General features: G+C 66.8%; 23 protein-coding genes. 6 read left to right on the top strand and 17 right to left on the bottom strand.

Translation table 11 applies throughout. The annotated features are described in order from the left end of the window. Positions 1-134: 134 nt before the first annotated feature. Both IEY94_RS00935 and IEY94_RS00930 read right to left on the bottom strand, forming a co-directional pair. Positions 135-683 carry an IS1096 element passenger TnpR family protein gene (locus IEY94_RS00935; protein WP_189168072.1) on the bottom strand — a complete coding sequence of 183 codons (549 nt, stop codon included), beginning with the start codon at positions 681-683 and terminating at the stop codon, positions 135-137. 186 nt (positions 684-869) lie between these two features. Beyond that, on the bottom strand, positions 870-2,993 hold the full coding sequence (locus tag IEY94_RS00930; protein WP_229783220.1) for a nuclease-related domain-containing DEAD/DEAH box helicase: 2,124 nt from the start codon (positions 2,991-2,993) through the stop codon (positions 870-872). A 473-nt stretch (positions 2,994-3,466) separates the two neighbouring features. Between IEY94_RS00930 and IEY94_RS00925 the strand changes: the two genes are divergently transcribed. Further along, positions 3,467-4,066 (top strand): nitroreductase family protein, encoded by a 600-nt coding sequence (locus tag IEY94_RS00925; protein ID WP_189168070.1) that lies wholly within the window; start codon positions 3,467-3,469, stop codon positions 4,064-4,066. Between the two features lie 98 nt (positions 4,067-4,164). Here IEY94_RS00925 and IEY94_RS00920 read toward each other — a convergent pair whose 3' ends face one another. After that, the gene (locus tag IEY94_RS00920) at positions 4,165-5,028 is read right to left on the bottom strand and encodes a 5'-3' exonuclease (protein WP_189168069.1); all 864 of its coding nucleotides are present in this window, start codon (positions 5,026-5,028) and stop codon (positions 4,165-4,167) included. A gap of 264 nt (positions 5,029-5,292) precedes the next feature. Between IEY94_RS00920 and IEY94_RS00915 the strand changes: the two genes are divergently transcribed. Then, complete coding sequence (locus tag IEY94_RS00915; RefSeq protein ID WP_189168068.1) at positions 5,293-5,874, top strand: hypothetical protein; 582 nt, start codon at positions 5,293-5,295, stop codon at positions 5,872-5,874. A gap of 389 nt (positions 5,875-6,263) precedes the next feature. Beyond that, the gene (locus IEY94_RS00910) at positions 6,264-6,824 is read left to right on the top strand and encodes a YbaK/EbsC family protein (protein ID WP_189168067.1); all 561 of its coding nucleotides are present in this window, start codon (positions 6,264-6,266) and stop codon (positions 6,822-6,824) included. Between the two features lie 70 nt (positions 6,825-6,894). Here IEY94_RS00910 and IEY94_RS00905 read toward each other — a convergent pair whose 3' ends face one another. From IEY94_RS00905 to IEY94_RS00840, 14 genes are all read right to left on the bottom strand, one after another. Beyond that, entirely contained in the window at positions 6,895-7,446 is a 552-nt protein-coding gene (locus IEY94_RS00905; protein ID WP_189168066.1) for a CYTH domain-containing protein, read from the bottom strand. A gap of 16 nt (positions 7,447-7,462) precedes the next feature. Next, positions 7,463-9,445: an ABC transporter ATP-binding protein gene (locus IEY94_RS00900; RefSeq protein ID WP_189168065.1), complete on the bottom strand. Its 1,983-nt coding sequence runs from the start codon at positions 9,443-9,445 to the stop codon at positions 7,463-7,465. Between the two features lie 99 nt (positions 9,446-9,544). Continuing rightward, on the bottom strand, positions 9,545-10,585 hold the full coding sequence (locus IEY94_RS00895) for a hypothetical protein (protein WP_189168064.1): 1,041 nt from the start codon (positions 10,583-10,585) through the stop codon (positions 9,545-9,547). Positions 10,586-10,683: 98 nt separating this feature from the next. Beyond that, positions 10,684-11,544, bottom strand: coding sequence for a thiopeptide-type bacteriocin biosynthesis protein (locus IEY94_RS00890; protein ID WP_189168063.1), 861 nt, complete (start codon positions 11,542-11,544; stop codon positions 10,684-10,686). A 15-nt stretch (positions 11,545-11,559) separates the two neighbouring features. Then, positions 11,560-12,792, bottom strand: coding sequence for a lanthionine synthetase C family protein (locus IEY94_RS00885; protein WP_189168062.1), 1,233 nt, complete (start codon positions 12,790-12,792; stop codon positions 11,560-11,562). Further along, the gene (locus IEY94_RS00880) at positions 12,789-15,836 is read right to left on the bottom strand and encodes a lantibiotic dehydratase (protein WP_189168061.1); all 3,048 of its coding nucleotides are present in this window, start codon (positions 15,834-15,836) and stop codon (positions 12,789-12,791) included. Before IEY94_RS00880 ends, IEY94_RS00885 begins: the two co-directional genes overlap by 4 nt. Before the next feature lie 72 nt (positions 15,837-15,908). After that, positions 15,909-16,082 (bottom strand): FxLD family lanthipeptide, encoded by a 174-nt coding sequence (locus IEY94_RS00875; RefSeq protein WP_229783219.1) that lies wholly within the window; start codon positions 16,080-16,082, stop codon positions 15,909-15,911. Positions 16,083-16,148: 66 nt separating this feature from the next. Next, positions 16,149-17,354 (bottom strand): methyltransferase, FxLD system, encoded by a 1,206-nt coding sequence (gene fxlM / locus IEY94_RS00870; RefSeq protein WP_189168059.1) that lies wholly within the window; start codon positions 17,352-17,354, stop codon positions 16,149-16,151. Positions 17,355-17,476: 122 nt separating this feature from the next. Continuing rightward, the gene (locus IEY94_RS00865; protein WP_229783218.1) at positions 17,477-18,058 is read right to left on the bottom strand and encodes a GNAT family N-acetyltransferase; all 582 of its coding nucleotides are present in this window, start codon (positions 18,056-18,058) and stop codon (positions 17,477-17,479) included. Continuing rightward, complete coding sequence (locus tag IEY94_RS00860) at positions 18,055-19,569, bottom strand: APC family permease (protein ID WP_189168058.1); 1,515 nt, start codon at positions 19,567-19,569, stop codon at positions 18,055-18,057. Before IEY94_RS00860 ends, IEY94_RS00865 begins: the two co-directional genes overlap by 4 nt. Positions 19,570-19,607: 38 nt before the next feature. Continuing rightward, the gene (locus IEY94_RS00855; protein ID WP_189168057.1) at positions 19,608-20,240 is read right to left on the bottom strand and encodes a GOLPH3/VPS74 family protein; all 633 of its coding nucleotides are present in this window, start codon (positions 20,238-20,240) and stop codon (positions 19,608-19,610) included. Positions 20,241-20,394: 154 nt separating this feature from the next. Beyond that, positions 20,395-21,552, bottom strand: a complete 1,158-nt coding sequence (locus IEY94_RS00850; RefSeq protein ID WP_229783216.1) for a methyltransferase domain-containing protein — start codon at positions 21,550-21,552, stop codon at positions 20,395-20,397. 636 nt (positions 21,553-22,188) lie between these two features. Continuing rightward, complete coding sequence (locus IEY94_RS00845) at positions 22,189-22,392, bottom strand: DUF397 domain-containing protein (protein ID WP_189168056.1); 204 nt, start codon at positions 22,390-22,392, stop codon at positions 22,189-22,191. Further along, positions 22,389-23,270, bottom strand: a complete 882-nt coding sequence (locus IEY94_RS00840; RefSeq protein WP_189168055.1) for a helix-turn-helix domain-containing protein — start codon at positions 23,268-23,270, stop codon at positions 22,389-22,391. Before IEY94_RS00840 ends, IEY94_RS00845 begins: the two co-directional genes overlap by 4 nt. 836 nt (positions 23,271-24,106) lie before the next feature. On the opposite strand from IEY94_RS00840, the gene IEY94_RS00835 reads away from it, so the two are divergent. The 3 genes from IEY94_RS00835 (at position 24,107) to IEY94_RS00825 (ending at position 26,121) form a co-directional block, all read left to right on the top strand. Beyond that, positions 24,107-24,280 carry a hypothetical protein gene (locus tag IEY94_RS00835; protein WP_189168054.1) on the top strand — a complete coding sequence of 58 codons (174 nt, stop codon included), beginning with the start codon at positions 24,107-24,109 and terminating at the stop codon, positions 24,278-24,280. A gap of 69 nt (positions 24,281-24,349) precedes the next feature. Beyond that, positions 24,350-25,468: a hypothetical protein gene (locus IEY94_RS00830; protein ID WP_189168053.1), complete on the top strand. Its 1,119-nt coding sequence runs from the start codon at positions 24,350-24,352 to the stop codon at positions 25,466-25,468. Next, a complete protein-coding gene (locus IEY94_RS00825; RefSeq protein WP_189168052.1) occupies positions 25,465-26,121 on the top strand; it encodes a 2OG-Fe(II) oxygenase in 657 nt (218 codons plus the stop codon). The genes IEY94_RS00830 and IEY94_RS00825 overlap by 4 nt, the downstream gene beginning before the upstream one ends. Positions 26,122-26,184 lie beyond the last annotated feature (63 nt).

Below are 26,184 nucleotides of genomic sequence, written 5' to 3'. Positions count from 1 at the left end.
GGTGTGGGCCCGACCGCACCAGCTGTCGGTGGCCAGTGAGATTTCCCCACTGGCGGCCACCTACGGTCCCCACCGTGACCACGCGGATTCCCTACTGGCGGCCACTTGAGGACGGAGCGTGACGACCGGCGCGTCTATCGATCCTGTCGTTGTGGGCCCCACCACGGCAGGATCGGTGGAAGATCCGCCAGCGGTCGACCGGGCCGCTTCGGCGCCGGTGTTTCGCCGTCGTCTGCGTCCCAGGCCCGGCCGTACTGATCGGGGATGTCGCCCCAGCCCCAGAACGGCATTGGCGCCTGCGGGACGACACCAAGCTCGTCGAGGGGATCGATGCGCTGTTCAGCAACGGTGCACAGGTGCGCCCAGTCGTCGCCGAGGTCGAAGACGTACGCGAACTGTTCGCCCGGCCGCAGTCGGCTCAGCTTGCTGGTACGACCGTCGAGCGTGGCGTCCGGTGCCTCGCCGTCCCACAGGTGCAACGGGCTGACCGGCGTGCCGTCCGCCAGCGTGAACAGGTGCAGATGGGCGCGGTCCCACCGGGCGAAGGCGTCATCGATCGCCTCGGCGAGCTGGTCGAACGTGTGGCTTCGCGCGGCGGCCATGATCCGCCCCGGACGGGGCCAGTAGTCGTTCCCGCGACCCGACACCAGCTCCACCTTGATCGACAGCCAGGTCCGGGCCACGTCTGCTCTCCTGCCGCTCACCGATGCCGCTCGACCTTACCGATCGTGGTCGGTGGGTGGGGAATCCATCTGGCCGTCCACGGGGAAGAAGCCGGTGGCCGCTGACAACCAGCGCCTGGTGCACGGGCGCGGCAGACCGGTGAGCGTGTGGGCCTGGTGGCCCGCGCTCGAATCGGCGGCGGCCCTTCACCGGTTCGACTGGGAGACCTCATTCTGGCTCATGCCGTTCATCATTTGCTTCAGTGGTATTCGCTGGGTCGGCACCGAGGGCGCTGTGGTGCGAACGCTGCCGAGCCACAGCCGGTCGCGGGCGCGGGTCATGCCGACGAACAGGCGAGTCTTGGCAGTGATTAGGCGGTCGGGGTTGACCGCGGCGGTCTTCTCCGCTTGCCGTTGCTCCTCGTCGTGGTGGGGCAGGTACACGTACTTGAACTCCAAACCTTTCGCGCGCAGCACGGTGCCGATCTTGACGCCTTCGGCCGGTGTCCCGTCGTACTTCTCCAGGTCCATGCACGGATGGCCGGCGTCGGTCAGCTGGGTGAGGTAACGGTTGACTTCGGCGTGGGTGCGGCACAGCACCGCCGCCTGCGCCAACGCCTCGTCGCCCAACTCGCTGCGAAGGTCGGCGATGCGCTCCAGCAGCTGCTGGTCGTGCTCGACGGCGCTGGCGCAGGGCATGTGGATGACCTGCCCGTCGTGGTAGGTGCTCTCGACATCGGGTTGGTTGATCTCCACCCCGTCGATGTCTTCCAGCGGGGTGCCTTCCAGGACCTGCATGGCGGCGGTGAAGATCTGCGCGGCGTTGCGGTAGTTGACCCGCAGCAGACTGGACTGGGCACCGCGCACGGTGATGCCGGCGTCAGCGAGCCGGAATCCGCCCGGATACACCGACTGCTGCCCATCACCGATCAGCAGCAGCCCGTTCGGTGCGTCGCCGGTCAGGGCGTGCAGGAGTTTGACGGCGACCAGGGTGAAGTCCTGGACCTCGTCGGCGATCACCGCCGCGTACTCCGGCGGGTCGTCCTGTACCAGCTCCAGGGCATTGATGAGCACGTCGTCGAAGTCGACCAGGTCCTGCTCGGCCAGCAGCGCGTTGTACTGCTCGCATAGTGTCCACACCGCCTCGCGGTGTGCCTGATACAGCCGTAGCATCTGGCCCCGGCCGCGCCGGTTCAACGCCAGGTACTGCGGCAGGCTGGCGATACCGCGGCCCTTGATCACGCAGCGGATCTCGTCGTACCAGTACCACAGGTTCGGTTCCAGATCCTTCAAGCCGCTGTCTCGGCCTACGCGCATCCACGCCTGCTCGAAGCAGTGTCGGGCCTTGTCGTCGTCGAGGGTCACCCGCCGCCGGGTGCGCTGGTTGAGTAACTTCAGCGCCCACCGGTGCAAGCTGGTGAACTCGATCCGATCGACCATCCGCGGTGCCATCTGCGCCAGCAGGTTCGCCTGCACCAGCGGCAGGTTCTTCACGTAGGTGATGAACAGAATCTTGCCGGTTGTCTGCTGCGCCAGGTGCACAGCGCGGTGCAGTCCGACGACGGTCTTGCCGGTGCCGGCCGCCCCGCCGATGCGTGCCGGGCCGGAGAAGTTCCGCGCGACCAGAGCCCGCTGGTCCTGGTGCAGGAACGTCATCCAGTTTTCGATCGGCCCGGCCAGCGCCGCCGCCATCTGCGCGCGAACGACCTCATGCGGGTCGAACAGTTCCAGGGCCTCTGCATTGCCCGCCATTGCCTCTCCGGCGCCTGCGGTCGCTCCGGTGCTCCCCTCGGGCGCCGAGTCCAGAGCACCGGCCGGCAGGTCCGGTGCTTCATGCTCGACGAACACCGCCTCCAACTCCGCGGCGATGATGGCGACCAGCTTCGGCTTCAGCCGCTGCCGAGGCGCGGCCAACACCTCCAACACGTTGCTGGTGTCACGCAGCAGCACCCGACCCGCGACAGCATTCATCTTCCGACCGGCGAACACCATCATCGGGGTGACCGCCAACGGCGCGGTCCCCAACTCCTTGAGCGCGTCCTCGACCATCACGGTGGCTGCCAGCAGCTTGTCGACCTGATCGTGTCGGTCCTGACCGCCGGCCTGAAGCCGACCTGCGACTACCAGCGGCTGGTGCGCCCACATCTTGGCGTCGATCACGAACACACCGGACGGACCAACCATGATCACATCGACGTTGGCTGCCTCGTGACCCGGCCAGCGGCGATCCACCAACGCCCGCCACAGCTCGTCCTCGGTCAACGACAGCAGCGCCGCCGCGACCTTCCGCTCACCCTCCGCGCCAGCGGCGAACCGCTGCGAACGCTCCAACCAAAACCGGTAAGCCCGATGCACCCGCTCGGCCCGCCGCGCGCACTCCCGAGCGTGCGCGGCGGCTGAATCACCCGCACCCATTACATCCTCCCCCACGTATGGTGAGGAGGATAAGACACACGGCAACATCTGGACAGACCCGACAACCAGACGCAGTCCACCTTGGTCACCATCGTCGTGCCCAGGCCCGCGAAACCGGCAGACGCGACGTCGTACACGGCGGTACCTATAGATGCCCGACCGCCGACCGCAGCGCACCCTGTCTAAGGCCGAGCGGGGCCCCTCGTAGGCGCGACCCCTGCCAGATTCAATGATCGACGGATTTGAACATCGCGGCGGTGCATCGACGGCGTACCGCCGGCGCCGGCTCGGCCGGGAGAGTATGCGGCTACCCCGGTCATCGGCTCTACACGTTGGTCGCCAGACCGCGCGGTACCTGCCGGCATCGCCGGCGTGCGAAGGTGGCAGGCATGGATTTCCAGGATGTGGTCCGCCGCCGCCGTATGGTCCGTAGCTACGACGAGCAGCGCCCGGTACCGCCCGAGGTCGTGGACCGGATCCTGCACAACGCGCAGCGCGCACCGTCGGCCGGGTTCTCCCAGGGCTGGGGCTTCCTGGTGCTCGACGTAGCCGCCGACATCTCTCGGTTCCGTACGGCGGTTACCCCGGCCGAGGGACCGCAAAACTGGTTCGCCGCGCAGGTCCGCGCGCCGCTGCTGGTGGTCGCGCTGTCCAACAAGTCGGCGTACCTCGATCGCTACGCCGAGCCCGACAAGGGCTTCACCGAGCGCTCAGACGCCTGGTGGCCGGCGCCGTACTGGGACATCGACACCGGCATGGCCGTACTACTAATGCTCCAGACCGCTGTCGACGCCGGCCTCGGCGCCTGCTTCTTCGGTATGCCGGTCGACCGGATCCCCGCCTTCCGGGAGGAGTTCGGAGTGCCCGAGCAGTACCACCCGATCGGCGCGGTCTCCTTCGGATACTCCGACGAACCGCCCCGCAAGCTCGGCGACCGGCGCAAGCCCGCGATCGACGTGGTGCACCGTGGCGGCTGGACAGCGCAGTGACGGGCGCGCGCGGAACGGCGTGGCCAGGATGCCGCCGCCCCACATCTCGGTGTCGTCGGGGTGGGCGAGCAAGGTCATGACGGAGGGGTGATTTAGGGTCACCAGAGCCCCAGGGTCTCGACGATGTCGCGAGGCGCGGGCAACGGCAGGGCAGATCGCCCGGTGGGCTGGTAAGTGAGGTCCACGGCTGTGTTGAGGCGGATCATGTCGCGGTACTTGCAGGCCAGCTCGTAGTCGGCCGCTACGAGCCGGCCGCGGCCGTGCTCCAGCCGCCCGGAAGCGGGCAGGGCGTCGAGGGTGAGGCCGTCGACCAGGAGCATGGCGGCGGTACCGGCACCGATGCCGCGGATGCCGCGGATGTTGTCGGCCGGGTCCCCGACCAGCGCGCGGAAGTCCGGCCACTGCCTGGGCCAGACGCGGTAGCGGGTATGCACGGCGGTGGCGTCGATGTGCCGGCCACCGGACCGCATCGCGGTGTTGAGGACACGGATCCGGTCGTTGATGAGTTGGTAGTAGTCGCGGTCAGCGGACATGATCAGCGTTTCGCGGTCGGGGTTGCCGGCGGTGAGGGTCGCGATGACGTCGTCGGCTTCGACCTGGTCCAGCTCGATCCAGGGAATGTGGTGCCGGTTGAGTCCGTCTTTGACGCTGGGTAGGTAGGTGATCGGGGTCAGGGCGGCGGCGCCGGTCGGGCGTTGGGCCTTGTAGCCGGCGTCGACGGACAGCCGGCCGCTGTTGCCGTGCTGTCCGTCGAAGACGACCAGGACTTCGGGGTCGCCGTCGATCTCGTCTCGGATCGCCACGCGCAGCAGGGCGAAGAACCCGAACAGGCCGGTCAGGACGCGGGCCCTGTCGCGGGAGCGGATTTCGGCCGGGAAGCCCAGCGCGGCGCGCCACAGCAGGTTGTGGCCGTCGACGAGCAGGAACGGGACATCAGCAGACGGGGACTGGACGCCGCCCATCAGCTCACCACCTAAAGAAGGTCAGCGATGTGGGCGGGCCGATAGTCCCGTGACAGGTAGTACGCGGCCCGTGAGGTTAAACCCGTAGCTTACCTGCGTCTTGTCGGCGACCATCGTGGCGCCGCAGCGCCCGAACCTGCCCGTCGGCGTCGTTCGGAGATCGCCGCGGACACGACGGAGAGCCGCATCGGTGATGCAATACCAGAAGCAGACGGTCGAAGCACGGGCTAGACGGCAGCCGCTGCGATCGGCACACTTGCCGACGTGCACACCCCTGACCACTCCCGCAACCACACCGCCCGGCCCGGCCACCACCTCAATGACGTGGTCGATCTACCCGGTTGGGACCACCAGAGCATCTGGGGCTGGGACGACGGCGTGGGCAGCTTCTACGCCCAGCTCTGGCGCAACAACACCAACAGCGACGCACCCGAAATCTGGCTCTCCGGTGCCACCAACACCTACCCATGGCCCGGCTGCATCGCCCTGGAAATCGCCACCAAGGCCCGCGTTGACCCACTCACCGTCGTCCGAGCAATGGGCATCGCCCATCCCCAACCCCGCCTGCTTGCCGACCGTAAACTCGCCGACCGTCTCAAAGAGATGGGTCCAACCGGCGACAGTCCGTACGTCAGCGGTCACTCCCACGCGCTCGCCTGGACCCTCGGCCACGCCGCCACCACCCCCGGCGGTGGCGCACCCAGCAGAGGCAAGCCAACTCCCGAACAAGCCGACGCTGAGCATCACATGGTCACCGGCCGCGTCTACCTCGGCGGAGCCCAGGGACGGGACTACTTCGGCGGCGCCGACGAAGCACTCTGGTGGGCACTGGGCCGCAGCTCATAAGCGCCGCGCCCGTCGCTTTCTGAGCCGTCCGCCATGACCTTGGTCGGGCATGATGCCGACGGGCTAGCTGCTGACTTCGCGCCAGTCATCGGTGGGATGCGGTTGCATGCGACGCTCCGCCTCCACGACGGCGGAGCCTTCGGTAGGGAAAGTCGCTCGGACGCTGCGCCCGTCGTACCCGCCCTCTCGAAGCTCCAGCTCCACTCCGCTGGGCGTCTGCCGGATGAAGATGTCACGCCGGGCGAGGCGTCCCCACTTTCCGTTCCACCAGTGCCGCCGTGTCCTCGCCATGAGCAGCACATTAGTACAGACGTTCGGATCTCCTGCGGGTGCGTCCACGGGCGCCGGCGCCAACGCCTGTGACTGATTCGTCCTGGCAGGATGACGGCATGCTGCAACTTGGGCCCGCCCTTGCCCGCCCCGACCTGCTCGCTGACCCAGTGATCGCGGGCCTGCAAGCTTTGCCGCCCGAACTGGCGAGGGAGGCATTGGTTGCGCCGATCGACCCCGCGTTGGCCGACACCGCCGCGTTCTGCCAGGCGTACAGGGTGGCCCTCGACGAGTCGGCGAACTGCGTCATCGTCGCCGGCCGGCGCGGTGACATCACCCGATACGCAGCCTGCGTAGTCCTGGCCACAACACGCGCGGACGTCAACGGCCTGGTCCGGCGCCGGCTGGACGCACGCAAAGCCAGCTTCGCGCCGATGGACCAGACCGTCTCCCTGACCGGCATGGAGCACGGCGGCATCACCCCAGTCGGCCTGCCAGAGCGCTGGACGGTACTGATCGACACACGCATAGACGCCTACCAGCATGTGATCATCGGCTCCGGCGTCCGACACAGCAAACTACTCGTCACCGGACGCCTACTCGCAGCCCTACCTGGTGCTGAAGTTGTTGAAAGGCTCGGCACGCCCGCCATCGGTCTAGAGCACAGGTCGCCGTCGTAGACCGGCAGAATCCACTCCACCGCCGCTGGCCCGCACGTCGAGGACGAGGCACCAAGCAGAGCCCGAACGTCTACAACGTGAGCGTCTCATCAAAAGCCAGACGCGGGTACGCCGTGTGGTCGATACCGTGTTGCTGGTAAACGTCACCACCGGTGCTGACCCGTTCGGCGGTGAAGCCGAGCGTGGCGGCGGTGCGGTAAACCTCGTCGGCGTTGTCGGCCTCGATCTCCAGGAATGGTGGGATCATCGGCCACTGGTCGATGGAAATTTTCGCGCCAGCCAGCACGAACATCGTTCGCCTGCGCTCCTGGTAGAAGGTGATCTCGTGACCGATCGCTGCCAGAAGTTGGCACGTCGATTCGTAGTCGTCTACGCCGATCTCCAACTCGCCGACGCCTTCGATGCCGCCGTGGTTCACGTCCTGGACGGTCAGGGTTGCGCCGGAGCCTTTCGAGCGCAGCTGCAACCATCGCTGCCCGTCGGGCTCACCGGCGGTCAGCGGGTAGATGTGGCGGCGCAACAGAGCTGTGTCCCCGCAACGGTGTCCGCCAGATCTGAGGATCGCCTGTTCGACTGCGGCGGGGGTGATGTCGAGGATTCGGGCTTCGTATTCGGTTCGCATCGTGGTCACCTTGGGATCAGGACGCCTCAGCCGGTAGACGAGTACCGCCCTGGGCGGGAACGGTCGGGGTCGGGGTCGCGGTCTTGGCGTCTGCGTAACCGGCCGCCTGCAACGTGAAGAGGTCCTTGTAGAGCCCGGTGGCGGCCATTAGGTGGTGGTGGTTTCCTTGCTCAACGAGCTGGCCCTCGTGAAGGACGTAGATGTGATCAGCGTGACGGACGTTGGCCAGCCGGTGCGTGACGAGCACTGTGATCCGGTTGGCGGCGTGCTCGCGTAGCGCAGTGAAAAGTTTGTGTTCGGCGCGGGCGTCCAGCGCCGCTGATGGTTCGTCGCAGATCAGTAACGGCGCATCGCGATAGAACGCCCGGGTGCAGGCGATGCGCTGCCACTGCCCGCCGGACAGGTCCACCCCGGCAGCGAAGGCCCGCGACAGCAGGGTGTCGTAACCACGCGGCAGGTTTTCGATCATGGCGTGGGCGCCCCCGGTCCGCGCTGCGGCTTGGATCGCTGCGTCACTGCCGCGGGCGTCAGTGTGATCTGTGCCGATCGTGATATTGGTGTGGACAGAAAACGGCCATCGCATGTGGTCCTGCGGCACCAGAGCGACATGCTGCCACAGGTGTTGGCCGCCAGCGGGGATCGGTTGCTGGTTCCAGTGCACTACTCCGGCGGTGGGCTGGTACAGGCCAGCGAGGACTTTCGCCAGGGTGGTCTTGCCGGAGCCGTTCTCACCGACAAGGGCGATGGTCTGCCCTCTGCTGACGGTGATGGAGACCTTTTCGAGTGCCAAGCGGTCGCTGCCGGGGTACTGCAGCGAGACGTTTCGGACGTCGATTTCCTGTGGCGCCGCGATGGCGGCGGTTCCATCCCGAGCGGTGGTTAGGGAGTTGGCTCGCGCCGAGAAGTCTAGGAAGTCACTGAAGTACAAAGATTCTTCGTAGATCCGGTTGACGTTTACCAGCGCGAGGGCCAGTGATTGGCGGGCTGCTTGCAGAGCGAGCACGGCCGTTCCGGCAGCAGCCAGTGGAATGATGGCGTCGGCGAGCAGGAGCCCGAGTAGGCCGTAGACACCGGCGGTTGCGGCGCCGCCGGCTACGCCGCCGACGAGTCGGATACGGGAGCGGACGTTGGCGACGTCGATGTCGGAGGCGGTCTGGGCATCGGCGACGGCGTCGTACTGGCGCAGCAGGAAGTCGCGGGCAGTGTAGGCGCGGACTTCGGCGGCGGCGTCGCGGTCGGCCATCACCTCTGCGAGCATCCACATCCGCCTGCGGCGGTCGGAGAACAGCCGTTCGACGAGGTAGCCGCATCGGCCGCTGCGTACAGCTGTCCAGGCGCCGGGGATGGTGGCGATGACCAGCGCGAGCAGGAGCAGCGGGTGGACGAAGCACAGGGCGGTCGCGGTACCGATCAGGCCGGCAGCGCCGGAGGCGAGGTCGATTGTTGCGCGCACGAGCCACTGTGCGGATAGCCCGCCGCGTTGTCGAACGCGCTGCATTTCCTCGACGAAGCCCGCGTCGTCGAAGGCGGCCAGGTCCACGGCGGTGGTCGTGGCGAACATGCGCCGTTCGATCGCGTTGACTACCTGCGGTTCCAACCGCGACTGGGCCCACCCGGCGGCGATCGACAGCCCTGAGCGGATGGCGACGGTGACAGCGACGAGTGCCAGGGCGGGCACGGCGGCGCGTACTCGGTGCAGGGTAGGCCCTTGCGCGAACAGCTGCGTCAGGACGCTCTGTGTGGCCAGGAGGCCGACTGCGGTGGCCATGCCACCGACCAGGTTAAGGACCAGCGCCGCTAGGGTGTCCCGCCGGTTGGCTGCCCATGCCACGCGCAGCGCCCTGCGCACGATCGCCGGCAGGCGTCTGGCGACGGACAGAAAGCTGGTACCGACGAGCACGTCGGTGTGTCCCAGCCAGGACGCCTCACCCAGCTCCGGCAGGACGCTCTGGCTGTCGCTCGCCGTTGGCAGTTTCGGGTTGAGCCATCCGATCGACATCCCCGCTCCCGTCGATTCCGTTACCTACGGTTGGTCGGTGACGCTGCTCGTGCGCGGGGGCGCACGCTACGGCACTGGTGTGACAGCCGCGCATTCTGATCATCGGGTCGGTGGTGTTGTCGACGCGTCAGGCTGAGGCCGCTGACCGAAGATCGGTGCGACGGGGCGACGCGAGGTGAGGGCCTGTTCGGCGGTGTTAAGTGCCCCGTTGAGGAGGTCCTGCACTTGTGTTGGGATGTGACCGCGGTCGATTCCGCAGGCTTCCATGACATCGGTCAGCGAGCGGGTTTGGGAGGCTGTCGCCGTCGACCTACTCCGAGGATGGTTGAGAAGATCGCGTACCACGTATCCGTCTTCCGGCGCGGATTGCAGGATCGATGCCGTGATGCGCTCTGCGGCCGGTTCGTCGTGTCCTTCGAGAGCGTCGATAACGGTGAGGTTGAGTCGGGTGTGGAATACGGCGAGCCCTGAGTCGGGCGGGTAGGTCTGCTGCCAGCGCGTCCCGTCTGCTGCAGCTGTCTGCTTGCCGTGGGTACAGATGATGTGTAGGCAGTCGCTGACCGACTTCTCCCATGGCTCGCCATCTTGGGTGTTTCGCACAAGGACCTGCGCGTGTTGGGGCTGTTCGCCGAGGTGGTGGGCGATGACGGCGATTTGCCGGCCGTCGAGCATCCGCTTGCCGATGCCGTTGTGTTGGGCGACTCGTCGGCGTGCCTCTTCCCACCGGCCGATACTGACGAGGGCTCTGGCGCCGGTGGACAGCAGGTTTGCCCATAGCCAAGTGCGAACTTGGTGGTGGGTGTCTGGTTGATGGGTGAGGCGCTGGATCGGGATGTCGATGCCGTCGATGGTCGCGTCGGATCGTTCTATCACTGATCGGTAGAGATACTCCAGGAGGTTCCAGGCGGCGAGTCCGTCACCGGCGCGGATGTGGAGTCGAGCCAGGTTGATGATGGGTTCCAGGGCGGCGGTGGCATCGGCACCCTGGGTCGGGGACTGACGTAGGGCCGTGTGGGCGAGGCGGTGTGCCCAGTGACGGGCGAGGTCTGGTAGGCCGCAGTCGGAGGCGATCAGCGCGGCGAGGTTGAACACGGCGGTGGCTTGGGCGGGGCTGCCGGTTTGCGCGACAGTCTTGGCCATGTAGTGGATGTTGGAGGCCCGTTGTGTCAGGGGCATGCAGGCGGGTCGGGGCCGGGCTACCAAGGGGAATCGGGCTTGGAGGGTGTGGGCGGTGACGGTCATGCCAGGTTCCCGTTTACGGTGTGGGGCTGGGGGTGGCCGCCGGGTTCCAGCCGTTCAGTTGGGGTGTTGAAGTTGTTGAATATGGCATGTTTCGCGGCGTTGCTGAGCGCGGATTGGGCGTTGGCGGGCAGGCCGAGGCGGTTGAAAGCGAACACGATGTGGTGGGCGAGGATGTCTCGCTGACCGCGGTGCAGGTTTCCGGCGTTGTTGAGTGCGCTGATTTGGTGTCCGAAGTCGATGTAAACCGTCGCCCATTCAGCGAGGTCCGCTAGCGGCTTGTTGGATTGAGTAAGAGTGGCGGTGTCTGCGGCCAAGAGCCGGCGAGTTTGGCCGATCAGTAGGGCCAGCCCTTCGGGATCGGTGGGCGGCGGTCGGTGGGCGGCGACGCGAGCCCACACGTCGCCTTGTTCGTACCAGTCGAGGCGCGCGGCGTGCAGCATGGCGGTGACAAGGAGTACGGCGAGTTCTCGTCGCTTCCGGCCGATGGCTGGTTGCGCCAACGCGGCCAAGATATGCCGGCTGTCGAGATGCCAGAAGCGGTGGGCTGCGTCCATCGACTCGTGCCCCCCGAACGCGTGTACCTCGGGCTCGTAGACGACCGCGGTGGCGGACAGTATTTGCCGCTGGGCAAGCAGCGGAGTGAGCGCCCCGCGCATCTTCTCCCGGGCGCGGTCGGGGTCCGATCCGGTGTACCGCAGCCGCCAGCAGGGGGCTTTGCGGATGAAGAACCAGGCATCTAACACCCTTTGGGCCTCTAGGGCGGTGAGCGCCGGCGCCAGGTCGGTGACTGCTGTGCGTTCGGCGTGTGCCCAGGTCGGAAACTCAACGCTGATTTGTTGCCAGTGGGGTTCAGTCATCGTTGGCCTCCCGGTTTATGCCAGTAGCAGGAATCGGTCCCATCGGGGGCCGGTGGTGGTGTCAGGTGTCGCAGCGCTGTGCAGGGCCAGTGCCGCCCCGGCGGCGCCGTCCATGAGGTCGGGATCGGTGATCGGTTCTTCTACTAGTTGCGCGGCCAGGTGGGCGGCCAGCTTTTTCGCCGCCGCGCGGACGTCTGGGCAGCCGCTGTCCTGGGCCATCCGGTGTGCGGCCGTTAGGAGTCCGGCTTTGCCGTGGCATAGGCCAACTTCGGGGAGCTTGCCGTGCAGGTAGGGATCGTTGATGGCGTCCAGGATGGACCTCTTGGCGTGTGCTTGGCGGGTGTCGTCGCGCAGTGCGATACCGGCGAGCTGTTGGGCGCGGGCTGTTCCCGCGACGCCGTAACACCAAGACGGTCGGGGCTTGCGCAGCGCGTGCCTGCGAGTGCCGCAGTCGTGTTGTTGTGGGGTGAGGTAGCCGGGCCACCAGGTGCCGGCGTCATCGTGTTGGCGCCACTGGTCGGTCCAGGCGCATAGCCGCTGCAGGGCCTCGGTTGTCTCGGCCATGGCGTAGCCGTCGCGGACGGCCAGCGCGAGTACGGCGATGACTGCGCTGATGCCATGGGCGACGCCGAGGTTGCCGTGGCCGTCGGGGTAGTCGGGGTGCGGCTCTCCGTTGAGTCCGCTGGCAAGCCACCACGGCGGACGGGAGCGCTGTGGCCGCTCGGTGAGGTTCACCAGGTAGGACAAGGCTCGTTTGGTGACGGGATGCTCGGGCTGGGTGCCGAGGAGGTGGGCGGTCAGGCCGGTGATGCCGTGGACTAGGTCAAACTCGCGCATCGTCAGAGCAGCGCCGGACTCGATGCGTGCCCAGGCTGCGTCGAGGCGACTTGCAGCAATGGAGAGGGTGTGGTCCTCGACCGCCTGGAGGGGCCGACTGTAGGCGCTGGTGCCGTCGGCGGCTGCGCGCAGTACGAAACAGATGGCGGGGGCTCCGTTAAACAGGTTCGCGTTGGGGCCGGCGCTTATCGGATCGCGGGTTGCGGCGGCGAGCCAGCGATGGGCAGTGTTTTCATCGCCGTGTCCGGTGCGTGCACGGTGCACATGCAGCAACGCGACACCAACGGCTCCTCCTGCCAACGATGCGGGGCTGGCCCGGTTCGTGTCCGGCCAACGCACGCGGTCCGGGTCGCTGAGTGCGTCGGCGATGGCGGATGCGGCGTCCAGCAGGCGGGTGGCGGCGCTAGTCATGGTTGGCTCCTAGGGCGGCTGATCAAGCTCAGTGCGGCTGAGCGCGCCAGGTGCAGGCAGGTCCGTTCAGCGTCAAGGTCGACGCCCGCAATCCGGGTGTGGTGCAGGTGCATCAGGTCGGGTAGCAGCCCGACGGGGTGCAGACCGGCGTCGTTGAGGGCCTGTCGGTATGTGGCCAGTGCCTGGTGGCGGCGCTGCCAGCTGGCCAGGACCGGCTCATACCCCTGTGGTGCCAGGCTCGGATTTTGGCTGCCGGTAAGCATCAGGACTTGCGCATGGAGGTCGCGCGGCGGGGCGTCACGCACTGGCCTGGTTCGGCTGATCAAGGCCCGCATGCCGTCAGTGCTATCGCCGAGGAGCGAGGTGGCGATGTTCAGGATACTGGCCGCAGTTACCGCCCGGACGTCGAAACGCGCCTGGCCGACTGTCCGGAGCTGCGCCTGCGCAGCGGCGGAGTCGGCCATGAACACGTTCTGCGCGGCGCGGTAGGCGGCGGGTCCGCCGTAGCGGGCGAATTCGGGGTAGTCGGTGTCGATCTGCATCCGCCACAGCAGCCCGTCGCGGCGCAGTTGCGCCGCCCACGGGCCCAACGCCGGGCCTACGGCCGTCGGAAGCCGCAGCCGTAGATGGGGCTTCGGATCGTGATAGCGCAGGTACCACCAACGCTGTTCTGCCGGGGGCACGTGATCTAGCAGCGTGTCGAGGCGTTCGGCCAGGATTTCGGTCTGCCGCTGCGGCGGGGCGTACAGCTTGACGTACAGGTATTCGCTGGCACCGGGTAGGTTGCCGTGATCACCGTACTCGACCGCCGCTGACAGCATTGCCAGGTCCGGTGCTGGCAGCGGACTACTGCCGGATGCCACGGGAACGACGATCTCGTGTGCGCGTCCGGCCAGCCAGCCGGCGTGATCGTTGTCAGGCGCTGGTCGCAGCGCGGCCCGCTTGCTGCGGTTGAGGTAGTCGCGAAGCAGCGCCTGGTGGGCTGATTCGGTCAGATCCAGCGCCAGCCGTTGATCGCCGTCACCGACCAGCACCCGGTTCGGACAGCCGGTGTTCGTCAGCCAGCCAGTCAGGGCGGCCCGCCATGTCGGCCAGGAGGCACTGTTGCCGGGTAGCGCTTCGGTTGTCAGCAGCCAGCGTGCGGGCGCCAGGATTGTTCTCCCTGATCGCAGTGCCGGCAGAAAAGGCAGGTCGGCGGCGGCGCCCCAGTCGAATCTGGTGCAGGGGGTGCAGAAGGCTGCCGGGAGTTCGGTCAGGAACCGAACGACCGGCAGGGTGTGGCGCACGGGCTCTACCGCGTTGAACAGGATCGGCTCAACCACCCGGCGGCGCGACAGGCTGACTAAGTAAAGGCGGTCCCGATCGGCGGTCACGGCCAGGTCGTCGAGCCGAACCACCTGCTCAGCGGGCAAATCGTGGTACTCACCGACTGGCAGCAGATGCGGTAGCACCTGCTGCGACCGGGCCACATCCAAGGTGTCAATGTACGGGCCGGTCGCCGTGACCTGGACCGCCAACGCCCCTACGGTAACGGTCGGTACCGCAGCCAATGCGCCCACCATCGTCTGCTGAGCGTCATCGGGTAGCAGGTCAAGGAACCGTCCGATCGTGGTGCCGGCATGGCGGGACACACCAACGACCGTCATATCGAACCGGCCCTGCACGATGGCATCGGTACTGTCGGCGTGAACGCGAACCGTCAACGCACAACTCGGTTGCACCTGCCCGGTAGCGTCCTGAACGCCACCGGCAACCCGATCTATGAGAGCGTCATCGACGCTGATTTCGTGCTGACCAGTCAATGCCGCGGTCTGAGCCAACGCCAGCAGGGCCCGATCTCGGTCGGTGAAAACCTGACGGGGTCGCAGCGGCCCACCATGGAAGCCGGCAGGGTAGCCCAAACCCATCGCCTCATCCACGACATCAAGCACCCTTACCGCCGCGCGCAGCCCATAGCGATCCAGGAACGCCACATGCCACGCTCGCCATCCGCCCGGGTTCGGATTCGCAAGCCGAACCAGCGTGGCGCACGCACGCGCGACCTCATCGACCGCCCGACGCGGCAAGGTAACAGTGGCGTCCAGCCGAAGATCAACGGCCACGCCTTCACCGGCCCTGTCGCCTTCGACCACCTTGTTGAGGCGCTGGCGACGAATGGCGGCCTGCGCCAAGTTGGGGGCGCCATCGTGCTCTGCCGCCAACTGAACAACGGACGTGGTGAGGTCACGAACCGCAGCCAGAGCCGTGCCGTCGACGTGAACATCCACGACCTTGGCGCTGGCCAGCTGCTGCGCGAGCCGGGACGCGGGGCGGGTGTCGACCATCGAAGGACTGAGGTGCGTCAGCAGAAGCCCCTGCTGCACCAATCCACAGATGAGCCCATCGGCGACAGCCCCATCAACACCGAACGACGTAGCGAGCCTTGTGGAGAGCTGCGGCCATCGGATAGATGCGTCGGCGTAAGCCAACGCCGCCCGGGTAGGAGCGGTGGCCCGGACGTTGACGTGGGCCGGTGCGCCGTCCGGGTCACGGCTCGGCCGGTTCGGCAATACCAAATACCCGACCCGCTGTGTCACCAGATTGTTCGCCTGCACCAGCAGTAGATTTCGAAGCTTCGGGTCCGCTTCCAGCTGTTCAACCAGCTGCGCGAACCATCGGGCCCGAACGCGCGCCTTTGGCCGATGGCGCTCGCCGATCACTGCGGTGGCTGAGCCGCCGAGTTGTACGGGGGCGACGCCGGCGAATAGTCCGTACGGGGTGGCTCGTGCGGTTGCGCGAAGCACGTACCGCATCATCGACAGCGTAAGCCGCCGAGCATCCCGTACTCCCAGCGTGGCGCCAGCGGCGAAGCCGTGGGCGCGCTGAGCGAGGAAAGGACTGGCGTGTGCGAGCGCGCCGGCGAACGCAGCATCGGTCGTCACGTCACTCGTCCACTGTCGCCATAGTTGCTCGTTGCCGTCTTCTAGCGCCGGCCACCAGGCCGGGCCTGCACTCAGCGGCGCAGAAGCGGCGCGCACCAACACCGCGTCAATGACCTGAAACACGCCGCTCCTTCCCGGGGTGGGAGGGCGTCCAGCGACGCCCTCCCACTGGCTTGCCGACTTTTCAGAGGAGGGCTACGGGCAGCTAACGCACGCCGAGGCGCAGGTTTGGCCGCAGTTGTCGTTGGTCATGTAGATTAGGTGCTTGACCGAGTCGCCGGCCTCGATGAAGGACACATCCAGATCCCATTCGCCGGTGTCCACCGGGTTGGGATTGTCGATCGTGATCGGGGCGGTCTCTAACTGCACTGACACAGCTTTCTCCTTACTAGGGGTTGTTGATCTCCCGCGGCCGGGCTGGCTGCGGGGCGTCGGTCACGGCCAGGTGACCGTGAGGGTGCCGTGACGCTTGACGGCTTCCCATCCATCGCCGATGACGCCGACGGTTCCGGGGTGGTAGGCGATGCGGGCTGCCCCACGTCGGTGGTATTCGTCCGCCCATCGGCGCAGCAAGCTGAGATAGCGGTCGGCGAGCGTTTCGGCGTTCGGCCCGTGTGCGATGACTCCGCTTTCGTAGCCACCGGTCTTTGGGTTGGGCCGTTTGATTCGGTATGCGAAGCTGCCCCCCTCGACCAGGACCGGTACGCCTCTGCGCGCGGATGCGTTGAACACATCCTGGTTTGCCATGTTGTCGCTGACGTGCAGCATCGCCATCCGTGGTTCGCTGGTCAGCAGGAACATTTCCAGCTCGTCGGGCATGTCGAAGATGGCACCGGACCAGCGTTCGATTCGCGGCCCGTTGACTGCCTTGCGCAATGCTGGAATGTCGAAAGCGGCCGGTTGTGGCTGATCGACCCGCAGTGCAACCTCGCCGTCGACCGCGATGGTCTGTTCCTCGAACGCTCCGTCGCCTTGCATCGGCACGAACATCCCGAGCCGGTAGTTAGCGGCGACCAGGCCGTCACCGACCCGGTCGAAGGCGATGGACCGGCTGATACCGGCGAATCGCAGGGGTACGACGATCCGGCCGGACGGGGTCAGCTGCTCCAGCCAGGTTGGTGGGATGTCCCAAGCCCCAACGGTCACGATGATGACGTCGAACAGGCCAGCGTCGGCGAGCGCGTGCTCGGCGTCAGCGTGTACCACCTGGACGTGGTGGTATCCGGCCTCGGTGAGAAACTGCCGCGCGCGGGCGGTGATGTCCGCGTCGATGTCGACCGTGGTGACGGCGCCGGTAGGGCCAACCAGCTCGGCGATTAACGCGGCGTTGTAGCCACCCGAGCCGATCTCCATTACCCGCATGCCTGCGGTGATCTCGGCCTGCTTCAGCATCGCCGCCTGAATGTGCGACGCTGAAACGACGCTCATCTCTGAGCCGTCGGCTGCCAACTTCGGAAGGAGTGTCACGTTCGTCGCGTACACCTTCTCCAGCGGCTCGCCTGGAGCGAACATGTGTCGGGGTACGGCGTCGAAGGCCGCAGCTACCGCATCCGACAGGATCATCTGCTCGTCGCGTAGCGCATCTACCATCGCGGCCCGCAGCTTGTCCGGGTCTTCGGCTTTTTCGCGCAAAGCGGTCACCCTTGTTTCCTCATTTCGGTGAATCGGTTGAGTACATGGACGGTTGCGCCTGTGGGACCAAGGCGGATGCTTGTGCGGTCGGCTACCGACGGTGCCGACGCCCGGTGGTGATGATCGTGGGTTCAGTGCCGCCACATGGGCCACAGCGGCGGGCAATGATCGGCGACGTGGAAGGGTGGCTGGGTCTGGTAGCCGTGACGGGCATACAAGTCACGTGCGCGCATGGAACTGGCCTCCAGATAGGCCGGTACCCCGGCGGGTAGACGCTGGTGGTGGGCTCGCAGTAAGGCGGTGCCGACTCCGGTGCCTTGCCGGGTTGGGGTGACGCCGAGCAGGGCCAGGTGGTGGTGCGGCTCGGGTGGGGTGTGGGAGGCCAGTAGCGCATCGAAGGTACGGAACCGGTCGACGTGCTCCCCACACAGCGCGGCGAGGCGGCTGTCGTAATCGCCAACTTCCGGGGCGTCGGTGGTGCGGTCGCACCAGACCGCTGCACCCGCGCCCCGATCGGCGAGGTAGACGGTGCCGTGGGCGAATGCCTGCTCTGTGATCAAGCACAAGTGCCCCCGCATCGCTGCGCGCCGCTGCGCCGGGTCCGGCACCAACCAGGCTGCCACGTCAAGCGTGAGGAAGGCGTCGGTGATGACGTCCACGACCGTGGCGAGTTCGGTGGGGTCGGCGACTGCGATCTGCGGTGCGCGGCTCACCGGTGCGCCGCCTTGTCGGTGGCGCAGTGGGTGGGTATGTGGCGCTGCTGCTGGCGTGGCACCGGTGGCACGGCCAGGCTGGCGTGGGCGCCGAGCCCGATACGCGGGTACACCGCGGAATGCGAGGCGCGTAGCGCCAGCCCGTACCCCACACCCAGCAGGGTGACGAACAGGTAGAACAACGGAACAGCGATGGGCAGCCACGCCGGCGCCGAGCCGAGCACGACGTCGAACTGGACCACTCCCAACCCCGCTGCCGCAACCATCAGCACCGCCGCAAGGATTGGCGCTGTCCGGCCGGTCCACCAGCCCTCTCCGTCGGGCTGCCGGCCCAGGAACACGGCGATCGCTACCGACGCTGCGGCGATGAGGAGCAGAACGCCGAGCCCACCTGCGGTGCCGGCCCAGAAGAACAGGTTCGCGACCGGGTCCCAGCCCCCGACGGCGTAGACCACGATCACCGTGAGGCCGAGCAGGCTCTGACACAGCGACCCGGCCCTCGGCGCCCCGGCGGCGTTGGTGCGGCCGAACGCGTGCGGTAGTACGCCTTCGCGGCCCAGCGCGAACACATACCGTGCGCTGGTGTTGTGGAAGGAGATCGCCGCGGCGACCACGGAGGTCGCGAACAGGGCGTGTCCGGTATCGGCGGCGAACGCCCCCAGGTTGGCGTTGGCGAGGTTGAACAACAGCTCCGGGCCGTCGGCCTGGGCGCGGGTAATGATCTGGTCCGGGCCGGCAGCCACCGTCATCGCCCACGACGACACCGCATACAGCACCGCGATCACCCCGATCGAGACGTACGTGGCGACGGCCACGGTGCGTTGCCGATCCCGGGACTCCTCGCTGAACACCACCGCACCCTCGAAACCCACGAACCCCAGAATGGCCAACACCAACAGCGCGCCCACGCCACCGCCGGCGAGGTTGGTCGGGGACAGCGCGCCCAGGGCTAAGGTTCCGTCGGCCGGGTGCGTCAAGTTCGCGGCGTGGTAGACCGCCAGGACGATCACCTCCGCGCACAGCAGCGCAGCCAGGATCCGTCCGTTGACGTCTACGCGCAGCACGCCGAGGACGGCCACCAGCGCCCAGCAGGCCAGGGCGATCAGCCACCACGGCAGCGGCACCCCGAACCACTGCTCCACGACCGGGGCCGTCGCCGCACCCACCAGCCCGTACAGGCCGACCTGCATCGCGTTGTAGGCCACCACCGCGACCCACGCTGCCCCGACACCAAACGGCCTGCCCAGGCCACGGGCGATGTAGGCGTAGAACGCGCCCGCGTTGCTCACCCTGCGGGCCATCGCCACGAACCCGACCGCGAACAGCGCGAGGCCGGCGGCCACGGCCAGGAACGCCACAGGTAGACCGGTCAGGCCGGTGACCGCGTAGGCGGTCGGGATCACCCCGGCCGCCACCGTCAACGGCGCTGCCGCCGCGAGGTTGAAGAACACGATGTCAGCCGGTCCCAGCCGGCCGGCAGCCAGCGCGGGAGATTGAGCAGGTGGTGCCATGACAAAGCCTCCAACAAATCGAGAGATGGAAAGCCGGATTACCGCCGCTGGTAGGCCAGCACCGCCGTACCGACCAGCACCTCAGTACGGGTCACCAACTCCGACAACGGCGCCGGCAGGAACGTCAGGACGTGATCGAGATAGGTGGTGGTCTCGCGGTCGGCGCCGTCGAGGACCCGGCCGATCAAGCCCGTGGCCCGAGCCAACGCGGCCAGGAACGCATCACGCTGATCCATCGGACTGCGTCGCCGCAGCCGAGACGACAGACCGGCCATCGGCATTGCCGCAGCACTCATATCCGTCGGCACGTACCGCATCTCCGTGCGCAGCAGCCGGCGGACCGTGGTCGGCCGTACGTGGCCCGTACAGACCAGACGCGCGGCGACCTGCTCATAGGCGGTGGTGCTGATCGTCGTCAGCCAATAGCTGACATCGTGTTGTCCGCGATCAACGAGCAACCGTTCGTGCAGGCGTCGGCTCACCGCATCCGGTAGCGGAAACGGAGCCGGTCCTACCCGCAGCAGACCGTCTTGCAGGTCCACCAGTCTGGCCCACATCAGCTCCGCGACCAGCGTCGCAGCGAGCCCCAGATCGAGTGGACCCCGGTGTATCACGGGCCGTCCGTTGACGTCGTGGTGCGCGAGCCGAAAGTAGTCAGTTGCCAGGGACATGCCGCACATCCCCGTCCGGCTGATGTGAGCCCGCACTGGCCCGTCTCAGCTCAGTGGCAGTCATGCGAGGTGCCCTTGCGGTGATGGTTGCTCGGTGGGCTGCAACAAGGAAGGCGGTCGGATTGGACGTCTCGGGCTGGGTAGGGCGGTCATGTTATTGCCGGGCGCCTTGGGAGATGATCCGCACGGTGTCGTCGGGTGTGTCGATCCACAGTGTGCTGCAGCCGTCGATGGTCGTGGTGATGCCGAGTCGGTCGATCGCGGGCTGGTCGTGGTCATTCCAGCTGTGCCACGCCTGCAGGACGGCTTGCCAGAGCGCTTGTGGGCCGCCGCTATTGACGGTGGCTCTGCCGTTTACCGGCGGCGTGATTTCTACCCATGACCTGTCGGTTTCGGTGAGGAGGAACAGGCCGGGCCGGTTGTCGCGGATGGTGTCGGAGATGGGCAGGAGGTGGGGGACGGCGAGTTGGAGCCAGAACAGGAAGTGCGGGTTGGTGAACAGCTGCGGTGGGATGGTCGTGGTGGTGGTGCTGGGGTTGTTGAAGTCGATGACGAAGCCGGGGTCGGTGCCGAGGCGGCCGGGGTGTTCCAGGCGAGGGCGTAGCCACATGAAATGACCGGGGGTGCCGACGAACCGGCCGGTGACCGTGTTGGCGTCACTTTTGTGGGCGACCAGCAGGCTGCTGGTGAGGTTCCCGCGGTAGTCGGTGACGAGCCGTCCGCGGTGGTTGAGCTGGTCGATCCAGGCCGGTGGGATCGCGGCGACGGCGGCGGTGGACAGGATCCGGTCGTAGGGGACGCGGGTGGGGACCCCGGCGGCGCCGTCACCGACGATGAGGCTGGGGAACCGGTGTAGGTCGGTGAGCCGGTGGCGGGCTTGGCTGATCAGGGTGGGGTCCAGGTCGATGCTGGTGACGTACTCACAGCCGAGGTGGTGGCAGAGGATGGCGGTGTTGTAGCCGGTTCCGGTGCCGATTTCCAAAACCCGGTCTCCGCCGCTGGTTTTCAGCAGGTCGAGCATGGTGGCCATGAGGCTCGGGCAGGTGGAGGAGCTGGTGGGTGCCTCACCGGCGGCGTCGGCGCGCTGTTGGGTGATCAGGGGTTCGTCGCGGTAGGCGGCGTGGAGCCAGGCGCGTCGCTGTTCGAGGTCGGGGCTGTCCTGGTACTCGCGGCCGTGGAGGCGGAAGTACGGGACGAATTGGTGCCGGGGGGTGTGGGTGAAGGCGTTGCGCCACTGCTCGGTGAGGACCCCGGCGGCGGTGAGGGTGGCGGCGAGGTCGGCGGCCAGGGGACGCCAGTCGTCGCTGGTCACTGGTGATGGCCTTTCTGAAGTAGGTCAGCGATGGCCGCTACGACTTGGCCAGCCGTGTTGCTCATCCAGCACACGTCGAGGGCGGCGTGCAGGCCACCGATGCTGTGGCGGGCTTCGACGGCCGCGAACACTTCATCTGCGGGTGACGTCCCGGCAGGCGTCCTGAACTTCGTTGGCCACCGGTACACCGAACGCATCTGCTCCAGCTCAACGCTGGAGTGCGTGTGGTGTGTGGCCGGTCCAGGTGCCATCCGCTGCCGTCGTCGCCGACAGGCGCAGCTCCATCGGGAAGTCACTGCTATCGCGTCAGAAGGTTTCACGGCCGTCGAGCCGTTGCCTTAGCTGTCAGAGTCGGTGACGCGCGTGGTGCCGGGGTACGCCTTCCCGTCATTGGAACGGCTGGTGCCTGTCGAGGTCCCCGGTGGCGTTGGGGTGGTGGCGTGCCTGACCGTCGCCGGCATGGGCCTGGCCAGCCGGGCGGCGAACGGGAGCCTTACGCCGGGGGTGTGGGCCATCGGGAACACATCGGCTGACTCGCGCAGTGGTAGCAGGCCACCGCCGTTGATGAGGGTCAGGTGCGGGCGCCGTAGTCTTTCTGACACTCTCTCGACTCCAATAAGATGTGGCGGAAGTTGGTTACCTGTCGAATTCGTTGAGCTTTGCTCCACCGATGAACGCGTCCCATTCCTGCGGGGTGAAAACGAGCTGCGGGCCGGTCGGGTTCTTCGAGTGGCGCACGGCCACGGACCCGTCGTGGCGGTGGTCGACTTCTACGCAGTTGTCGCCTCCGCTGGAGAGAGTGGACTTGTGCCAACCGGTTCGGCGGCTGATGGGTTTCATTGAGGGGCTCCTACCTGTCGGTGCAGCGATTCTGCTGCGTTTTCGATGAAAGTGAGGCTTCCTGCCGGCGGTAAGGCGGCATCGCGGAGCCGGTCGAACAGGGTGCGGTACCGGGTGACCTCGGCCGGTTCGGTGAGCACTAGGTCGGAGGTGACGGTGTCTACGGTGACGATCGTGGGGTCGTCGGGGTCTGGGTATTCGTATCGGGAGAACGCGGAGCGGGGCACCGAGTGGGACCCGATGCGGGCGGCCAGCGGCAGCACCCGCACGCACAAACTGTTCTGCGGGCGGGCTTGGGCGACGATGTGTTCCAACTGTGCGGCAACGAGGTCCGGGGAGGCTGTGTGCCTGCGTATAGCCAATTCGTCGATGATGACCTCGTAGCTGGGGCCGCCGGGGCGTTGGATCATCTGCTGGCGAGTTCGGCGGCAGGTGACCGCGCGCTCGGTTTGGAAGTCATCGGCGAGCCCGTCGCGGTCGCACTCGGCGCGGAAGCGCGTGAATTCCGGTAATTGCATTAGCCCGGGTAGGAATGTCAGGTGGTATTCGAAGATGGCTGCGGCGCCGGCTTCTAGGTTGGCGTAGAGGGCTTGGCGTGGACCCATCTCTCGCGTCCACCTCTCCCACCATCCCCGCTCCCGGGCATCTCGGGCGATGTCCATTACCTGGGTCCAGCAACGCTGGTCTGCGCCGAGGGTTTCCAGGAGCCGCATGATTTCTTCGAGGTCCGGGATGATGTGACCGTTTTCCAATCTAGAAAGCCGCTGCCGGCCAATGCCGATGCGCTGCGCCAGCGTTTCCGCCGGCATCTTGGATGCGTCGCGTAGCCGCGCCAACTCAATGCCAAGTCGTCTACGTCGGACGTACGGACTGATCACACCCCCTCCTCTCTCGCTGCTCTGGCGGGTCTGTCGCCTGCGGCGGTGCGGTAGGAGGAGCTTAAGGGCGTTCTGTGCCTAACCCCACCGAACGCGATCATGGTCCTCGCCTGTTTGTGCAGGTCAGAGCACAGTCACTACCTAACTCACTACCTAAATCACCCCTCAGTCCCGTCTTACAAGGTCGCTGACGTTGGGCGAGTGTGGACGTACACCGACCGGGCACGAGCGGGAGCGCAACGGCCGCTCAAGGTTCAGGGGCGGTCCGATCGCACGACGGGAGGCAGACAGGTGGACCTGGCGATACTGGCCGTCACCGCCGTGGTGCTGGGATTCGCGCTAGGCGTTTTCGCGCTGCGCGGGATTGCCCGCTGGTGCCCAGACTGCGGACACAGGCTGACGTGTGGGTCGTGCCATCCCCCACTGAATGCCCCCGCGATGACGCATCACCAGCCGGCGGGAAGGAACTGAAAGTGGAGGCGTCGATCTGGGCACACCTCGGGACGAATCAAACACGTCGAGGAATCGCCACGGCAGACGCGATCCTGGCGCAGCACCGGCAGTTGGGGCGCCTATGTGTATGCGGCCGGCCCACGCCTTGCTCGGTGGCCGAAACCGTCCGGTCCAGACGGGCCGGACTCATGCGAACACTACGCAATATCACCCCCGCGCGCGGCGTGGCAATCGTCGACCAGAACACCGTACCCATTCCTACCCAATGCCGCCCATCAGATTTTGGTGGCTGATTTGCACTCAACTTTCTGCCAGCAAAGCTCGGGTGGTTTTCGTGCCATCCGTGACCATATTTCGACTATCCATGGAAGGAGGGGAAACACATGACCAGCAGTGTGATGACGACTCGTCGTTGGGCGACCGTCGTGAGCGTCGCGGAAACCGCGGCGCACGAGCTGAAGGAGTCGCCGAACAACAGTGCGGCACAGCTTCCGCTAATCACGCGTACCGGCTTCGAGCAGCGGCACATCGTGACCAGTCAGATCGGCAGCCTGTAACACCCAGCAGTGGTGGGGCCGACGCGCCAGTCGGCCCCACCATCTTCGAACGACTTGGAGGATCACGACGTGGGCCGCATCCGCACACGCACGACGGCATTCGATCTCGACGTCCACACAGGTGAGGGCGAGACCGTTCTCGAAGCTCTGCGCCGCCACAATTTACCGGCACAGGGTCTGCTGCTGTTCAACGACGACATGCAGTTCGTGTCGCTGACACGGGTTCTAGGGGCCGTGGACACGATTTCGGCGTACTCGATGCGTAACCCCGACTTCGGCATTCTCGATCCGACGATTCAACTGAGCGTGTCGGCGGACCCTGTGGCGGAGATTTTCGCCGCCGACATCGACCAGAAGCTGACCCTGCTGCAGTTCGACCGCCGGGAAGCCATCGACTACATCTACGCCTCATTCAGCGCCGTCCTGGACAACTACCGCCGCGCCAACGGCCCCGACGCGGTGATCCAGGTTGCTTTATCCGGTGGCGGGGACGGGCGGATCGTGGGCGAGTGCGTCGGCCGATACCGCGACCACCACCCGGGCGCACAGTTCCAGGCGATCATCACCGCCAACGGGTTCGAGGACGAGACCGCACACATCGAGGCTGCCACCACCATCGCCGTGAACTTCGGCATCCCGTACGCGGTGTACGACGAGGCCGCGTCGGCGAAGATGCTCGGCTTCACCGACGGCTTTGCCAGCGCCCTGGACCGGTACAGCAACGAGTTCCCCCACGACGAGGCCGAGATCCTGGCCACCTACTGGGTGCAGGAACTCAACATGGAAGTCGCCAAGGCCGCCGGCCGCCGCGCCGTCATCTTCGGGTTCAACCAGGAAGACGTGATCGCCGAGCGGCTGTACCAGGCCCTCACCGGCCGGATCCTGCCGCCGTACCCGGTCCGGCAGATCCGCGACGTGGACCTGATCGCCCCGCTGTACCAGATCCCGAAGCGGATGATCGACGCTCTGGACGTCGAGAACACGATGCGTAACTACCAGCGTCGCACCCCGTCGGTGAGCTACCTGCGTTCCTCGCTGTACTTCACCGCCTACCTGATCGCCGAACGGTTCCCCGCGCTGGCGGCCGGCTTCGCCGACCCGACCATCCTGGCCCGCGCGTCCGAGGAGATCCCGTCGTGGCTGGTCGCCGCCGGGGACCAGACCGGCCCCGAAGGCACCAGCTCGTGACGGCCGCCGTCACCGCGCCGCTGAATCTAGCGGCCATCCGCGGCGCCACCGTGCACACCCAGCCGTGGACGTACGCGATCATCGGCGACACCTTCGCCAGCCCCGCGATCACCGAGGCCCTGACCATCTCCTACCCGACGCACGGGTTCAAGCGGCTGAGCCAGACCGGTACTGACAAGAACTTCACGCTGGAGGCGCGCAACGACATCACCCTCCGCGGCCCGAACGACCCCTGCCCGTGGCAGCAGCTCCTCCGACAGCTCACCGATACGCCCTACCGCAACGCCCTACAGGCCCTAACCGGCGCGGACCTCACTGACGCGGTCTTGAAGATTGCGTTCTACCGGTACGGGCCGGACGCCTGGTTCAGCCCGCACCGCGACGACGAACGCAAGCTGCTATCGCACATCTTCTACTTCAACACCGACTGGCCCGAAGACATCGGCGGCGACCTGCTGATCAACCGGTCAAACAGGATGCTCGACACCCACACCCGCGTCACCCCCAACGCGGGAACCAGCGTGGTCGTCGTACGCAGCGACAACTCATGGCACGCCGTGCAACGGGTCGACGCCGACGCCGGCCGCACCCGGCAGAGCCTCATCGCGCACTTCTACCAGCCCGGCTCCGACGTGTCCTTCTACGACAGCTGAGCCCCCAAGCCACCGCGCCGGCTCGGTGAAGCCCCCTAGCGCCCGGGCCGGCGCGGTCCTCAT

Source organism: Pilimelia anulata, assembly GCF_014647895.1.
Lineage (GTDB): Bacteria > Actinomycetota > Actinomycetes > Mycobacteriales > Micromonosporaceae > Pilimelia > Pilimelia anulata.
This window is presented reverse-complemented; position numbering and strand designations above follow the sequence as displayed.